Origin of the sequence: Sphingobacterium pedocola (genome assembly GCF_015209965.1) — a bacterium.
GTDB classification, from domain to species: Bacteria; Bacteroidota; Bacteroidia; order Sphingobacteriales; family Sphingobacteriaceae; genus Sphingobacterium; species Sphingobacterium pedocola.
Window position 1 is genome coordinate 1,186,933 of the sequence record NZ_MU158690.1, and the last position, 16,408, is coordinate 1,203,340.

Below are 16,408 nucleotides of genomic sequence, written 5' to 3' on the forward strand. Positions count from 1 at the left end.
CTGCGGTTTTATGCCGGTCTATTTCAGGATGGCACAGGATGCATATTAGCTAAGAATAGGATTATTTTTGTTCTCCACCCAAAAATGGGGGGATATAGTAAACCTATTTATTTATATCAATATAGAAGCCGATGCTAATTACAAAACGAATTATCTTAGTGAGTCTGCTGTTCTTCAGTTTTCTAACTACTAATGCACAAGGGAATATTGACGTAACAGGAATTGTTACCGATCAGAACAATACGCCTTTAAGCGGCGTAACCATCACCGTCTCCAACAGTACCACGTCTGCACAGACCGATGCAGCGGGTATGTATAAAATTTCTGTTCCAAGAACAGCAACATTAACGTTTAACTATCTCGGTTTCGAACCGCAACAGGTTCCAGTCAATAATCAAGCTAAAATTAACATCCAGTTAACGGGCAGCATCAATGTAATGGACGAGTTAGTCGTCATCGGGTATGGTACAGTTCGCAAGCGCGATCTCACGGGCGCGGTAGGATCTGTCAAAGGTGATGATATACGCAATCTACCGGTTACCTCTGCAGCTCAAGCATTAACCGGCCGGGTAGCAGGAGTAAGCGTTGTCACGCAAAGTGGGGCGCCGGGAGCTGATATCAATCTGAATATACGTGGTGGTACTTCCTTAACCAGCGAGACTACACCTCTTTACGTGGTCGATGGATTTGTTATGGACGATGGATTAACGCGTATCGATGTAAATGATATCGAGAGCATGGAGATTCTAAAAGACGCATCTGCTACTGCGATCTATGGTTCTCGAGGTTCCAATGGCGTTGTACTCATCACAACAAAATCAGGAAAGGCTGGTCGTACGAATGTAGACTACAACACATATTATAGCTTTGAGGGCTTGAGTAAAAAGCTGGACTTGCTTAATGTAGAAGAATATGTAAAATACCAATATGAATTGCAGACTTTAGGTGGTAGACAGCCTGATTTCGCTACTGGTTTTGGAGGTGATGTCGATGCACCGGATTTTGCTAGTGGTGCTTATGCTCGTATCCAACGCGATTACGCTAATAGGAAAGGTGTTGATTGGCAGGATGCTGTGTTTGGAGGTCAAGCCTTGTTAAACGTCCATAATGTGAATATTAATGGCGGTAACGAGAAGACGAAGTTTATGTTATCCTACAATAATACGCATCAGAATGGTGTCGTTGCGAAGTCTGGAATGAGCCGTAATTCTGTTCGAGCGAGGATAGATCACGAGATCATTCCAGGGCTTAACGTAGACTTCAATTCTATGTTCCAGAGCCAGCATGTTGAAGGTGGCCGCTCGCTCGGAGGGATGCTCAAGATGGCGATTCTACAACCTGTGACGGGAGGTACGCGTTTCACGGATGAGCAGCTGCTTAATGAGGATTTAGGCGAGGAGCTACAGCAGTTGAATTCACAATACGATATTTTTAATCCGATTATTACCAACGATGCGCGTAGTCTGAATGCTTACGAACGTGTAGCCAATATCAACGCCGGGTTTACAGCGAAGCTCTTCAAGGATTTCACTTGGCGTGGTACAGGGAGCTATCAGTGGTGGCAAGACCGTAATACCTTTTGGGATGACGGACGTACTGCCGATGCGCGAGCAAATTTAGGTCCTTTTGGCGATATCAAAAATGGAGAGAAATACCAGTGGCAGGTGACAAACACAGTGTCTTGGCTGAAAGATTTCGGTAAACACAACCTTAACCTGTTGGCTGGACACGAAGTGATGTACCGGCAAAATATGTCCCTTAAGCACAAATATTTTCTGTTTCCTTCCAATAATTTTGGTTTGAACGACGTATCGCTAGCCGGACGTACGGAGCGTGCAGAAACGGAAGAAGGACGTTATGGAATTGTATCTGTATTCGCAAGGGCAATCTATAATTATGATAACCGATATTTGTTTACCGGTACTTTACGTCGGGATGGTGTATCGACTTTCATGCCAGGTAGGCAGTGGGGGAATTTTCCGTCAGCCTCCGCAGCATGGAATATTCATAACGAGCAGTTTATGGAAAATGTTGATTTTTTTGATCAGCTAAAGGTCCGGGTAGGATATGGTACGACCGGGAATGACAAAATTGGAAATGTACGTTATGCAACGCTCTACGGACCGACGATAGTGGCGATAAATAATGAGATGGCTACAGGTCTTAGACCAGGTGACATCGTGGGAAATCCGCTATTGATGTGGGAGAAAACACAAACTACAAATGTGGCAGCTGATATCTCCTTTTTCAATAACCGGGTCAATGTTACTGCGGATTTTTATAATAACAGGTCATCGAATCTTCTTTTAGAGGCTGAAATCCCTACCTCTACCGGATATCGGTTTCAATATCAAAACGTTGCGGTGCTTAGAAATAGAGGAGTTGAATTGACCTTAGGAACAACCAATATCCGAAATGATCATTTTCAATGGAGATCCAATTTGAATATGACCTTTAACCGTTCTCTAACACAGTCACTCACTGGAAGTGCGGGTAGTGACTATTTACAAAGAGATGTCGATTCGCGAGCAATATTTCGTACGTATGTCGATCAATCTGTTGGAAAATTCTTCGGGTATAAATATGATGGTGTGTATACAACAGATGATTTTATACAAAATGGTGACGGCTCCTATACCTTAAAAGACGGTGTGGCTGCTTTGAAAGGGAAGAACCGTGCCACGGTAAAACCGGGAGATGTAAAGTATGTTCCTACTGCTGACGAAATGGATTCTGATGGTAACCCGGTTTGGTCGACCAATGACCGAACGATTATAGGGAACCCCGAACCAAAGTTTTTCGGTGGATTTAACAATGAATTTATCTATGGGAATTTCGATTTGAGCGTGTTTTTGAACTTTAGTTATGGCAACCAAGCGTTTAATATGAATACGCAACGCTTCATGGGACCATATCTTCCAAATCAGAATTCCTTAGGACGTATGGCAGATCGTTTCACACTAATCGATCCTGCCACGGGTGCGGAGACGATGAATTTGGCTAGACTGGCTGAGCTAAATCCGAATCAGCACGATAAAGATCAGGTTTGGAGCTTAAACTCCACTAATAGTATTGCTGTTTCAGACGCACTAGATTACTATTTGGAAGACGCATCGTTCTTAAGAATAAACAATATTACCTTGGGATATACCCTACCCGGTAAAGTCTCCCAACGTGCCTTTATAAATAGGCTGAGAGTTTTTGTTACCCTTAATAATATACATACATTCACGAAATTCAGTGGTTATGATCCGGAAGTTTCAGCGACTGGTTCGATACTGACTAGAGGTGTCGATAATTCGGCATATCCACGGGCAAAAAGTTTTGTTGCCGGTTTGAACTTGACATTTTAAATATTGAATCATGAGAAAGAAATTAGTAATATATATCATAACAATAGGTGCAACACTGCTCAGTTCGTCCTGTCAAAAATGGCTAGATTTACCTTCACAGAGTGATTTCGATAGTTCAACTATCTTTGAAAATCCAAGTCGCGTTGAAATGGCGCTGTTAGGCGCTTACACGAGTACTTCCAATCAGGAGTTGTACTACCAATTTGGAATGGGCACCGACGAAGCCTTTTCTACCGAGGGCGAGACAAATTCAAAGAACATGGTTTCTAATTATGTTTACAATCCATCTACTACACCAACGTCGACATATACTACTATGTATTCGGGCGTTGAGCAGGTAAATGTACTCATTAAAGGAATCACCGCCATGGATGCTACGGACGTAGAGCGATCGCAGCTTAATATGCTATTGGGAGAAGCATATGCCATACGTGCGAAAAATATGTTGAATGTAGTGCGATTTTTTGGTGACGTGCCTTATCCCTTGGTTCCTGTAGTGGACGCGGAAGGCTTTTCGTCATCCCGTGTAAATAGAGATATCATTTTGGACGGCTGTATTTCGGATCTGCAACAGGCAATTGAGTTGTTGCCATGGAAAAGTGCTTCGGGATTATCATCGGAGCGTATTTCCAAAAATGCCGCCTATGGATTACTCGCAAGGGTCGCTCTTTACGCAGCGGGATATTCCTTACGATGGGATTTAGATTCTTATTTACCAGGAACGGTCAAATTAGGTACACGTTCGGATCCTGTACGCGTGCAGGAGCTGTACCAGATTGCCGCCGATGCTTGTGAACAAGTTATTACGCAGGGCGGACACAGTTTATCGCCAACCTTCGAATCGGTATTCCGTGACGTGACGAATAAGCGGTATAATAACGAAAGTATTTTAGAGTATGGACAGGAAGGCCCAGATCGTAATGAGTTGCGCAATGGCTATACCAACGGTATTTTTGTGCACACCCTTTCTGTGGTCAAAAAATCACAACCAGCCATGGCGGTAATTCCGACATTGTATTTCGAGTTTGACAATGGCGATACGAGACGCGATGTCACGATTAGCAATTATTCCATTACAGCTGAAAACGGATATCAAATGAATACCTATGCCAACCACACCATTGGGAAGTATCGGGCGAACTGGGGCGCAGAATTAGGGCCGAGAGAACACCAACGTAATTTCAACTGGATCGACCTGCGTTACTCAGATATTCTATTGATGTATGCCGAAGCGGCAAACGAATTGAATAATGGACCCACCGCGCTGGCTAAAGAACGGTACGAAGAAGTCCGGTTGCGTGCTTTTAATAATAATCCGGATTTGATCGGTGAGACGCCTTCGGACTACGAAGGCTTTAGAAACGCGATTATTCAGGAACGCAAACTAGAACTGGCTTTTGAAGGTTGGAGACGAACCGACCTTATCCGCTGGGGCATATTATTCGAAAAATTGACAGCTACTAAGAACGATATCCTGGCATTGGCGCGGCAAGAGGGAAAATATGCTAATGTACCGCGGTTCCGTGCCTATCAAATGGACGCTGTAGCGAAACTGGCCGATCCGACTGTAGCTATACCTTTTCAGGGTTTTGTTTCTGCGCCTACTACGCAAGAGCGCGCTACATTAGAAGGAGATGGTTATACCATATTGGACATGTATGGTCGGAACGCTGCATTCTTTGCAAATTCATTTACGCCTACAGAGGTTTGGGTAACTAATATTTATCGTGGATTAGAAAAAAATAAGGTGGAACTGTTTCCGCTGAATACGCAGACCATCGATGCTAACCCCGGTTTAAGGGGGCAGCAACATCCTTTGTACNANTSTNCGTGATAGATACATTGAAGGGTTATATTAGTTTATTTCTGTTAATGGTTTGTTCGGCTTCGCTCGGGACCGCACAAACCATTAAGTTACCTGCTGTTATTTCTAATAACATGGTACTCCAGCAGGATACTTCTGTTCTTATTTGGGGATGGAGTGGGGTAGGCGATACTATTCGTATAGCGGTTTCTTGGGATCAGGAAACCGCTATGGCGGTAGCGGATGCCGAAGGGAAATGGCAATGCTACATAAATACCGAGAAGTCTGACGGAGAAGCTCATACGCTTCGGTTATCCAATGCATCGGAGGAAATTTCTATATCCAATATCTTATTGGGCGAAGTCTGGCTCGCATCCGGACAATCCAATATGGATTTTCCGATGTCAAAAGGTGCTACTTGGCGGAGTGGTGAGTTGCATGAAGCCGAAGCATTACGGGATGCTCACTATCCATCCATCCGTTTTTTTCGGGTGAAACAATCCATTTCGGACACAGCAAGAATGGATTGCGAAGGCGAGTGGGTTATCTGCAATGCAAACAGTATCCAGGATAAATCTGCTATCGGATTTTATTTTAGCCGAGAGTTGCATCAGCATCTCCAAGTTCCCGTTGGCCTGATCCAATCTACATGGGGAGGTACACCGGTTGAGGCCTGGACAGCCGGAGAAATTATGAAAGGCAATCCGCTGTATGCTGGATTTCAGCAAAGTGAAGTAGGACGGTCTACAGACAATAAATCGTCTGCGGTTCTATGGAATGCGATGATCCATCCCTTGAATCAATATGCGATTAAAGGCGTAATCTGGTATCAGGGCGAATCTAACGTGAAACGTCAGGACGCCTACGCGGAGATGTTTGCAAATATGATACGGAATTGGCGGGATCACCGAAGAAATAATGCGCTTCCGTTCTACTTCGTGCAACTGGCACCCTATAAGGGTACTACGCCTGAAATTCGTGAAGCGCAATATCTTGTTGCCGAAAAGCTGGATCAGGTGTTGATGGCCAGCACGACGGATGTAGGCGATTCGACGGATATACATCCGCGGAATAAACGGATACCGGCTGAGCGATTAGCTAAAATTGCCCTGGGCAATCTGTATGGGGAATCAACGGTATGGATGGGGCCAACGTATCTATCCCACGAGGTGTTGCCTAAGCAGATACAGGTTACTTTTGAGGCGCATGATCCGCAGGGCCTGCAACAGGCTGAGGGGATTTCTGGCTTTGAAGTAGCCGGCGCCGATAGGATATTTTATACCGCAACAGTGAAGGTAACGGGGATGAACATTGTTCAGCTCTCTTCGGAATCGGTAGACCGCCCTCAATATTTTAGATATAGCTGGAAGAATTACAATAAAGCTACCTTATATAATGTAGGGGGAATCCCTGCTTTACCTTTTAAAAATGATTAGTATGAAAATGAAATTGTTTGCACTTTTACTATGGTGTTTATTCCTGTCTGGGGCGATCTCCGCTCAATCGATAGGCATCCAGTTCGCAGATTCAGAAATGAATCGGTTTCCAGAAGCTTGGCAACTGGATCATGGCAAAAGACTCTATTTTGGATATGCACAAGGGTTAGGTTGTTTGGCGATGCTAAAAGTTTGGGAACAGACGGGAGAGCAGAAGTACGTTGATTACGTAGAAGAGTGGGCCGATACGATTATTAACGAGCGGGGAGAGATTCACCTGTACAAAGTGGAAACCTATAACGTGGACTATATTAATCCGGGAAAAATTTTGTTTTCCTTGTATAAGGAAACCGGAAAGGAAAAATATAAATTAGCTATTGAGCGTCTAATGGATCAACTAAAGCGGCATCCACGTACATTGGAAGGAGCTTATTGGCACAAGTTGATTTATCCGCATCAAGTGTGGTTGGATGGGGTGTATATGGCGGCACCATTTGTGGCGCAATATGGTCAGTTCACGAAAGATTCTACATACTATGAGGATGCGATTAATCACGTCTTAATCACCGCTAAACATACGTTCGATCCCGCTACGGGTTTGTATTATCATGCCTGGGATGAAAGCAAGAAGCAACAATGGGCAAATCCCAAAACCGGACAGTCGCCTAATTTCTGGGGACGAAGTATTGGCTGGTGGTATATGGCGTTGGTCGATGTGTTGGATTACATTCCCGAAGATTACCCGAGAAGAGATAGCGTAGTACAGGTTATCCAAGGCTTAGCGAAAAGCTTAACGAAATATCAAGATAAGGACGGTCTTTGGTGGCAGGTGCTGGATAAGGCAGGGGCGCCCAAAAATTATCAGGAAGCCTCTGTGAATAGCATGTTTCTCTACGGCTACAGCAAGGCAATCAATAAAGGTTATATCGGTAAGGAATACGAAAGCGTTGTAAATAACGTCTTCGAAGGGATAAATACGAAACTGATCCGGAAGGATGGTAATAATCTTACGTTGATTCAGTGCAATGCTGTCGCGGGATTAGGAGGGCATCCTTATCGGGATGGGAGCTATGAATACTACGTGAACGAACGGGTTCGTGAAAATGACTCGAAAGCAACGGGACCTTTTATCATGGGATGCCTCGAAGCCAAGAAATAATAAAAAAAACTCCGGATTTATTTTCGGAGTTTTTTTTATTACTTTTTAGAAGGTTGTAACGGATATTCTTTCATAATACCCGATATGATTTTAGGTAAATCATTAATCGCCTTTTCAGGGATTTCTACCTCTCCAGTACCTCGTGCTTGCCAGATCACGCCATTGCTTTTACGGTCTACGGCTTCCAATATGATATGTGCGTAGCGTACTTTTTCTTTGGCAACAGGATAGGAGTAACCCATTCCCATTCCCCAGCCTCCATAGAAACCCCAGGGTCTGTACCAGCCCCATGGGCCGCCCCATCCCCATGCTCCACCGCCCCAAGCATTTCCGTAAACCAGTCTGCTTTTATTGTTCACAATGGTAATATATCGAAATAATATATCCGGATTTTCTTTGGAATAGGTTAATCCTCGAGCTTCTAATTCTTTATTTGCCGTCGTCAGAATATTACTTTTCGCAATATCGTTATTAAAATAGTCTTTGGATAGTGAGTCCACTGGAGGCAACCAGCCGTACGTTCTATATTGGCTAAAATCTAGATTTTGCACGCGGGTGGTGTGGTACTTCTGGGAAGAACATGAACTCACGACGATCAGCGCCAGACACGAAACAAAAAATAATAACTTTTTCATATGATATATATAAATAATAACTAGCAACGCTTTCTTTTACCCCGTCATCCCGACAACAGGAGGGATCTAAGCACTTTGTTTTATCATCGCGATAGATGCCTCGTATCCTCGGCATGACAAAGCAACGCTTTATACTTTCTTTTTAATTAGACAACCGTTTTTTGTAAAGGTTTAACGCTAAAATGGATATTTTGCAACTAATGGCATTGACCTTCCGACACCAAAAGCCTTGGGACTTACCCGGAGTATCGGCGGCGACTGAAATCGTTTAAATTCGGCGTTGCCTAACATGCTGACAATGCGTTTAACCAAAGATTCCTCAAATCCTAATTTAATGACCTCACCCCCGGATTTTTCCAATTCAACCAGTTGATACAAGACAGCATCCAATAGCTCATATGGAGGCAGAGAATCGGAATCTTTTTGCCCTGGTCGTAGTTCTGCTGAAGGCGGTTTTACGATCGTATTCACAGGGATGATTTCGTCATTACGATTTATATATTCCGCGAGTTCATAAATCTGTGTTTTATATACGTCTCCGATTACAGCTAATGATCCGGCCATATCGCCATATAAGGTGCCGTAGCCAACAGCAGATTCGCTCTTGTTGGAGGTATTTAGTAGAATGTGCCCGAATTTGTTGGATAGTGCCATCAGTAGCGTTCCACGTGTACGTGCCTGTATATTTTCTTCCGTGATATTGGGCTGTAAGCCGGTAAAAGCATCGCTTAAGGTGTTTTCAAATGCCGATGCAATGTCTTTTATGGGTAAGATAAGATGTTCGCATCCGGTATTATGTACCAGATCAAGCGCATCTTTCAGTGAATGGTCGGAAGAGTAGATGGAAGGCATGAGTACGGCTAATACATTCTTGGCTCCCAATGCTTCGACGGCTAATGCCGCTACTATGGCCGAATCTATCCCGCCTGATAAACCCAATACCGCTTTCCGGAAACCGGATTTTGAGAAGAAATCTTTCAAACCAAGTATAAGCGCATCGTGGATTAGGGCGATTTCAGTAGCTTCCGGTTTTTCTTCGTGTTTTTCCACGGCTTGCAGGTTGCCCTTGTCAAACACGACATATTGAATGTCTTCTTCAAATTTCTTCAATTCCGTTACGATCTCTCCGTATTGATCCAGCGCAACCGAACGCCCATCAAAAATGATATCGGCGTGCGCACCGATCTGGTTGACGTAGACGAGCGGCGCATGTGCTTTGAGTACATTACGCTGCAATACATTTATCCTGTTTTTGAAATGGGTGTAGGAGAAAGGAGAGGCCGCAATATTGATAATTAAATCAGGCGTCTCCTGTGCAAGTTCACTCATCAAATCACCTACATAAGAGTTATCTCCATCATCGTCCCACAGATCTTCGCAAACAGTTAATGCGACTTTTAAATCGCCCATTTGAATACAACGTAGGTTGTCGTTGGGTTGAAAATAACGATATTCATCAAATACATCGTAATTTGGTAAAAGAGATTTTTTATGAAAATTTACGACCTGTCCCTTGCTGATATAAACCGCGGCATTGAATAAGTTTTTCCCTTCTCCGGTCGTGTTTTTCAACGGTGCACCGATTATACAGTCAATATCCTCACAATGTGCCGCAATGAGGTTTATACTACGGTTGCATTCTTCCACAAAAGCGGCATTTTGTAAAAGGTCTTTGGCAGGATATCCGCCGATGGCCAATTCGGCAAAGACGATTAAACCGGCACCTTTAGATTTTGCTTGCTGTAGGGCATCGATTATTTTTTCGTTGTTTTTTTCAAAATTCCCGATATGATAATTTAATTGTGCTAGAGCGATTTTCATAAAGATGTGTGTAATAAGTTAAAAAAATAAGCCGACATTCAGGGATACATACGAGGTTTTAGGCTTACCTATGTCATTGATAGCTCTTGTAAAACCATTATTATAAGCGATACCTGTCAGCAGTGCTAGGCTATTGGATAATCTCCACTCGGCACCGCCGCCGATCTGCAATCCCAAACGGAAAATATCATCACCGTCGATGGATGTTTTTGTCGTTTGATTATGTAACTGTTCTCTTCCGGATACTTTAACCCCAGCAGTAAAACCGAATTGACCGTAGAAGCGCCCCAGATGGTTTTCTTCGCTTTTGAGTTTTATAGTCAATGGTACTTCAGCGTATTTCAAGTGAATGTTTCGACTATAGTATAAAAGCGGGTCGTCCGCATCTACGGCATTGTGTGCGTCCACGTCACTATTAATCGCATTGATGAGCAGCCCTGTAGAGAAGTAATAGTTTCGAGTAAATCCGAAATCAGCAACAAGACCGTAAGAATACCCTGGTTTTGCGTTTGCTTTAAAGTCGTTGTCATATTTTAGCCAACCGATATTGGGATTAAACGTAAGTGCTAAGCGGATGTTTTTATCGCCGTTAGACGAGCGATTTCGGTAATAATCTTGACCTTTTGCAGACGGTGTAGCAAAAGTTGTCGCCAGAAAAGCGAGAGAAGCAATTAAAATTACAGCGGGTTGTCTCATTCTATTGTTTATTTATATACATACTAAGTCTTACTTCATCTAACTGTTTTGATAGCGGTCGTTATGCAAATGAAAACTAGTACTTGTAACAACAGGTCAAGTTACCTAAGTTTGTTTGCACAACGGAAACATATAGATGAAATTCAATATAGCACAAATTTATTTCTTTTTTTTCATACTCGGTATGAGTTCGTGTCATCAAACAGCTACAATAACTAGGCCCGATGTTTCTGATATAGATATTCAGATTAAAGTAGCGCGTTTTGATCAGGAATTTTCAGCTTTAGACACTTCAGCTATTCTGAAAAAAAATAATTATTGGCAGCAACAGTATGGTATATTTTATACCGATTTTATGACGGAGATGCTCGAAGTTGGACACCCAAAGGATAGTTTGCAACTGGCATCCATTTTGAAGAAGGTGTTGGTAAAAAAAGATTTTATAGACCTTTCACAAGCAGTTGCTACGACATTCCCTAATCTCGAAAGACAGGAGAAGGAATTGACGCAGGCGTTCAAGTATATCACCTATTACTATCCGGAATATGTGCTCCCTCGTTTTATTTCTTTCGTCGGTGGGTTTTCGTTTCAGACCATTTCCGGTGAAGACTATCTTGGAATCGGATTAGATATGTTTTTGGGAGCCGATTCGGAATTTTATCCTGCTCTTGTCCAATCTATACCCCGTTATATCTCGCGACGATTCACACCGGAAAATATCGCCCCTCGTGTAGTAGAAACCGTGCTGCGACAAGAACTATTTCCTCAGCATAATGGCGATGTCAATATGCTGCAGCACATGATATACAACGGTAAGGTACTGTATGCGATGGATGTCATTCTGGAAGATGTAGCGGATAGTCTCAAGATCGGTTACACTGCGCAGCAAATGGCATGGATTGAGCGCTATCAAGAAGACGTGTGGGCCTGGTTTATTCAAGAAAATCTTTTGTACAGCACCGACTACATGGGAATACAAAAATATTTTAGTGAGGCGCCCTTCACCCGTGAACTCGGCGGGAACAATGAATCGGCTCCTAAGCTTGGCTCATATATCGGCTGGATGATCGTGCGAAAATTTATGGAAAGAAACCCGGAGCTGGATCTGAAGCAATTGCTTGCAAAGGAAGACGCTCAGGATATCCTGGAAGGATCTAAGTTTAGGGGGAAGTAAATTTCGATAGTTTCCTGATGTAATTGTTAACATAACCGTAATCTTAAGTTTATATTCTCCTGATTTGTATTGTCGTCCTTTGTAGAATTAAATGGTAAGCTCTAATTATGAAGTATAGACAACATGATTCATGAAATGTTATCTATCGCATAGTAGAACGGAAGTAACCGAGCAGTGCTTTTTTGGTAAAAAGAAATATGAAAACCGCTTTGTCTACAATAATATTGGCCTTTTTGTGCAGCCTCCTATCAGGTAGAGCGCAAACAGATATGTCGTATAGCGAATCATTCACATTGCTCAAAAATGAGATCGCTAAGAGTGACTACTATCTGGAAAAGAAATTGACGCAGGTCGATCAGATGCGAAAACAACTGGATCCTTCTGCAGATCCGATGACTCAATTTGATGCTTGCAGGTCTCTTTTTCAGATGTACTATGACTTACAGATTGATAGCGCTTTGAAGTATGCCGAGCAGATGCTTGCGCTCTCGGAGACTTCGCTAAAAAAAGAGCCTATTTACAAGACCGAATCATTGCTTTTTATCGCTCGGGTTTATGCATATACGGGGATGTATCGCGAATGCAGGGAATTATTAGATAATATTGTTAGGGATGGGTTTCCTGATGAAATAAATGTTCTCTATTTCGTTGTACGAATGGAGCTGTACAAAGGGTTGGCGGAATACACGATCATTGCGCCTGAGAAGAAGATTTACAAAAGGGAAATAAACGCTTGTTTGGACTCACTGTTGCGCTACACACCTGAACAATCCGTTTGGCACACTATACATCTTGCAAACAAACTTAAAGCGGAGAAAGAATACGACAACGCGATAAGGGTGTTGTCTGGCGCTTATACTCGACTGACTATAGAAGATCGGGAAATGGCCCACGTCGCCTTTTACCTGTCCACTTTGTTCCACTTGAAGAAAGATTTTGAGCAAGAAAAGCGATTTCTCGCTATTTCGGCCATCACTGATATGAAATATGCAGTAAAAGCATATGTGTCCTTGTGGAAACTAGCGGCACTTTTATATGATGAAGGTGATGTTGAAACCGCTTATCAATTTGTCGAACTATCTTTACAAGATGCAACCTACAGTGGGGCGTTCAGGTGGTTCCAACAGATTGTAAAGATTCTTCCCAAAATATACGAAGCCTATAATACGAAAATTGTGCAACAGCGGAATGCAATCTCATCTGGATTTGCGGTTATTGCCTTTCTGTTGGCTTTTACAATTTTATTATCGCTGTTCGTCGTAAAGCAATATAGAAAATTACGGAAGACAAAAGATCAGTTAGCTGCCGTGAACGACGATTTGACCCGGATGAATCAAGAGCTTAACTCATTGAGTAACCAATTACACCTTTCTAATGCAGAGCTCCAGATCGCCAATAGTCAGATGGCATTTTCGAATAGCGAGCTGATATCTATGAGTTTGCTAAAAGAAACTTACTTGAGTAAGTTCATCGATTTGTGCTCGGATTATATCGAAAAATTGAATGATTATCGTGTTAATTTGAAAAGATTATTGAAGAGGGGGACCATTGAAAAAATTCAAATGGAATTAGACTCTACCGCATATATTGAAAGTGAATACAAAGCATTTCTGATGAATTTTGATGAGACTTTTTTGAAATTGTATCCAAATTTCGTGATGGAGTTTAATAATCTCTTACCCTTATCGGAAAGAACAGCCGTGAAGGGATCATTATTAACGACTGAACTTCGGATTTTCGCACTTATTAGATTAGGCATAACCGACAGTGCTAAGATTTCAAGGTTTCTACGATGCTCAATAAATACGATTTACACGTACCGAAGCAAGACTAAAAACAAGTCGATTTGTCCAGATCAGTTTGAAGGACGCATTCAGGTACTTGATCGCGAAGACCTGTTGTTGTCGTGTTAACCCTTTAACCATACGATCCTTTTTTTCCAGCTTTCAAAAAATGTTTCCCGTAACCTAAAGTACCGGGCTTAATGAAAAAGGAAGGTTTTTCTTAATCAAATTTTTATGCGCCTCTTTCGCCGGCGCGAGGGCGACTTCTTTTTTTATAAAAAGAAGGAAAAAATCGTCGCTGTACCATTTGCCAGAATGGGTAGTGCCTCCCTCTGCAATTGGCAAATGGCTAAGGCGACATTTGTCGAAGATGAAAGGATAGTGCTTTATTCTTAAATATTAGTTTACACTTCAGCAGAATTTAAAAGGACGACCTAGGTCGATGTAGCGTTAAGAAAGCTTTTGGATTTGCGTTAAGAACAGATCCCCGAAGTGCAACGGCTCGGAGCTGTTTAGTAAATCCAAAAGCTTTTAGCGTAACATTGGCCAAGTCTTGGTTTTTGCTTCTTTTGACCAAGCAAAAGAAGGAGAGCCGCCCGCCGATGAGGGCAAAAAAAATAGAATTTAGCCACGTCGCGGCGAGCGACAAACGGAATAAAATAAACCTCCTTTAAAATTCCTAAATAAAATTTATTGATTCCGAAAAGTAAATGAATCACTGAAGATAGACCTTATCTCTACTATAAAAAGACAGGTAAACTTCATCATATCTGAGCCGTCAAAAGTGAATTTAAGATGAAAAAAAATAACCTTAACAGGTGAAAATCGGAAGTCTGTTAAGGGGTCGTAAATTCAATGTTAAATTCCCGAAAACACCACATGGAAATGCCTGTAAATAGATCTTAAAAGTTTAGAAAATAAGATTTATTAATAGGTTTAAGGTATTGTTTGTCAGTTCTTTAAGTTTTTTGTGATTTTGATTTTGATGTTGTAAAAATTCGCATTTAAAATAATCTAACATTAAAGCTTGACCTTTGAAAAATGAAATTAAAGAGCCATGAAACTAATAAAAAATGAAGGATTTGGATGCCATTTGGATCTCGAAAAACGACAATCTTCAATTGTTGTATATAGGCAAAGTTGAGAAACAGAGTAGACGTCATGTTAAACATAATTGTGAAATAAATTAATAAAAAATGCGACCTAAAGAACAAATTTTTTCGTACCTATCGTTGTTCCTGTTTTTACTAATTTCTTCGTGTAAGAATGAAGCGTCAGATTTGAAAAAGGAATATGATCCAACAAAGCCCGTCGTGCTGACAGCTTTTTATCCCAATGAAGGTGGAGCAAAAGACAAAATTTTATTGAACGGAGAAAATTTTGGAACAGATCCGAGCAAAATTAAGGTGTATTTTAATAATGCGCGGGCAGCGATTGTATCATCCAGTGGAGAGCGGATTTATGCGATTATTCCGCGATTGCCCGGTGATGAACCAAAGATTTCCGTGGTAATCGGTGAGGACTCCGTAGTCTACGATCATAAATTTATATATCATATCCAGGCACAGGTTAGTACCGTCACCGGCACCGGGGACAAAAATTTCGTAGCTGGCACACTCGATCAGGCACATGTGTACGGCAAGTACTTGGATATGGATGCACAGGGCAACCTTTTCATGACTTGGCGTGACGGAGGTTCGTATGGTGTAGCCCGTATCAATGAAAAGGAAAATTTAGTAACTCCACTGTACACAGTCGCGTCCTCCCCAAATCCATATGCCAACGGGGTGACAGTAGATCGTGTTACCGGTATTATGACCGTTTCGCATGAGTCCGTAGCTGAGGTGTTTTTCTCTTTTGACCCCAGAGAAGCCTGGGTTCCCCGTCAACGCAACGCTCAATTCTCCGCGGCGGATTACGGTACGATTGTTCAGGCGGATCGGTATGCCAACTTTGTAACATTTTCTCCCTACGATAATCATCTCTATACCCGTTTCCGTGACGGGAAGGTTGCCAAAATTAATCCGGATACATACCAAGCGACCATTGTACATCAGGGGCCTTACGGTTCACAATACGGCCAGGCGATTAATCCGGCAAAACCCTGGGAGCTATATATAACGCTCCATTCCAATGCTACCCCGACCGAATTTAGGCAGGGAATCATGGTGCTTGATCTTCGCGATCCCAATGGTACAGGCGGATTCAAGCGGATCAATGCTCCCGGAGGTTCTGGATTTCGCGACGGTCCGGTGGCGGACGCTATATTCAACCTTCCGAAAGATATTAAGTTTGATAATGCCGGAAATATGTTCATTGCGGATTACGGCAATCACTGTATTCGCATGTTATCAGCCGATGGTGTAGTCTCTACGGTTGCAGGGCAACCTACGAAAGCAGGGTATAAAGATGGTGGACCAGTAGAATCCCTATTTAATCAGCCATGGGGAGTTGCCGTCAACGATCAAGGTGATATCTACATAGCAGACTGGAGTAATGCACGAATTCGCAAATTAGTTATTGAATAATTAACCTACTTATTTATA

General features: G+C 42.4%; 10 protein-coding genes. 7 read left to right on the top strand and 3 right to left on the bottom strand.

The features are described 5' to 3' along the window. Positions 1-131 precede the first annotated feature (131 nt). The 4 genes from C4F40_RS14920 to C4F40_RS14935 all read left to right on the top strand — a co-directional run bounded on the left by C4F40_RS14920 (position 132) and on the right by C4F40_RS14935 (position 7,752). Positions 132-3,353: a SusC/RagA family TonB-linked outer membrane protein gene (locus tag C4F40_RS14920; RefSeq protein WP_196940177.1), complete on the top strand. Its 3,222-nt coding sequence runs from the start codon at positions 132-134 to the stop codon at positions 3,351-3,353. A gap of 10 nt (positions 3,354-3,363) precedes the next feature. Beyond that, entirely contained in the window at positions 3,364-5,187 is a 1,824-nt protein-coding gene (locus C4F40_RS14925) for a RagB/SusD family nutrient uptake outer membrane protein (protein WP_196940178.1), read from the top strand. Positions 5,188-5,291: 104 nt separating this feature from the next. Then, a complete protein-coding gene (locus tag C4F40_RS14930) occupies positions 5,292-6,593 on the top strand; it encodes a sialate O-acetylesterase (protein WP_196940179.1) in 1,302 nt (433 codons plus the stop codon). Position 6,594: 1 nt separating this feature from the next. After that, positions 6,595-7,752 (top strand): glycoside hydrolase family 88/105 protein, encoded by a 1,158-nt coding sequence (locus C4F40_RS14935; protein ID WP_196940180.1) that lies wholly within the window; start codon positions 6,595-6,597, stop codon positions 7,750-7,752. Between the two features lie 38 nt (positions 7,753-7,790). Here the strand turns inward: C4F40_RS14935 and C4F40_RS14940 are convergent, their stop codons facing one another. From C4F40_RS14940 to C4F40_RS14950, 3 genes are all read right to left on the bottom strand, one after another. Further along, entirely contained in the window at positions 7,791-8,387 is a 597-nt protein-coding gene (locus C4F40_RS14940; protein WP_196940181.1) for a DUF4136 domain-containing protein, read from the bottom strand. Positions 8,388-8,564: 177 nt separating this feature from the next. Continuing rightward, positions 8,565-10,208 carry an NAD+ synthase gene (locus tag C4F40_RS14945; protein ID WP_196940182.1) on the bottom strand — a complete coding sequence of 548 codons (1,644 nt, stop codon included), beginning with the start codon at positions 10,206-10,208 and terminating at the stop codon, positions 8,565-8,567. Between the two features lie 18 nt (positions 10,209-10,226). Then, positions 10,227-10,904, bottom strand: a complete 678-nt coding sequence (locus C4F40_RS14950) for a porin family protein (RefSeq protein WP_196940183.1) — start codon at positions 10,902-10,904, stop codon at positions 10,227-10,229. A 136-nt stretch (positions 10,905-11,040) separates the two neighbouring features. Between C4F40_RS14950 and gldB the strand changes: the two genes are divergently transcribed. The 3 genes from gldB (at position 11,041) to C4F40_RS14965 (ending at position 16,390) form a co-directional block, all read left to right on the top strand. Next, positions 11,041-12,078: a gliding motility lipoprotein GldB gene (gldB, locus tag C4F40_RS14955; protein ID WP_196940184.1), complete on the top strand. Its 1,038-nt coding sequence runs from the start codon at positions 11,041-11,043 to the stop codon at positions 12,076-12,078. A 197-nt stretch (positions 12,079-12,275) separates the two neighbouring features. Further along, positions 12,276-13,991, top strand: coding sequence for a DUF6377 domain-containing protein (locus C4F40_RS14960; protein ID WP_196940185.1), 1,716 nt, complete (start codon positions 12,276-12,278; stop codon positions 13,989-13,991). A gap of 1,067 nt (positions 13,992-15,058) precedes the next feature. Continuing rightward, positions 15,059-16,390, top strand: coding sequence for an IPT/TIG domain-containing protein (locus tag C4F40_RS14965; protein WP_196940186.1), 1,332 nt, complete (start codon positions 15,059-15,061; stop codon positions 16,388-16,390). Positions 16,391-16,408 lie beyond the last annotated feature (18 nt).

What these genes read in the sequence shown, in the direction of transcription:
- C4F40_RS14920 (WP_196940177.1), top strand. Translation starts at nt 132, where the DNA reads ATGCTAATTACAAAACGAATTATCTTAGTGAGTCTGCTGTTCTTCAGT.
- C4F40_RS14930 (WP_196940179.1), top strand. Translation starts at nt 5,292, where the DNA reads ATGGTACTCCAGCAGGATACTTCTGTTCTTATTTGGGGATGGAGTGGG.
- C4F40_RS14935 (WP_196940180.1), top strand. Translation starts at nt 6,595, where the DNA reads ATGAAAATGAAATTGTTTGCACTTTTACTATGGTGTTTATTCCTGTCT.
- C4F40_RS14940 (WP_196940181.1), bottom strand. Translation starts at nt 8,387, where the DNA reads ATGAAAAAGTTATTATTTTTTGTTTCGTGTCTGGCGCTGATCGTCGTG.
- C4F40_RS14945 (WP_196940182.1), bottom strand. Translation starts at nt 10,208, where the DNA reads ATGAAAATCGCTCTAGCACAATTAAATTATCATATCGGGAATTTTGAA.
- C4F40_RS14950 (WP_196940183.1), bottom strand. Translation starts at nt 10,904, where the DNA reads ATGAGACAACCCGCTGTAATTTTAATTGCTTCTCTCGCTTTTCTGGCG.
- gldB (WP_196940184.1), top strand. Translation starts at nt 11,041, where the DNA reads ATGAAATTCAATATAGCACAAATTTATTTCTTTTTTTTCATACTCGGT.
- C4F40_RS14960 (WP_196940185.1), top strand. Translation starts at nt 12,276, where the DNA reads ATGAAAACCGCTTTGTCTACAATAATATTGGCCTTTTTGTGCAGCCTC.
- C4F40_RS14965 (WP_196940186.1), top strand. Translation starts at nt 15,059, where the DNA reads ATGCGACCTAAAGAACAAATTTTTTCGTACCTATCGTTGTTCCTGTTT.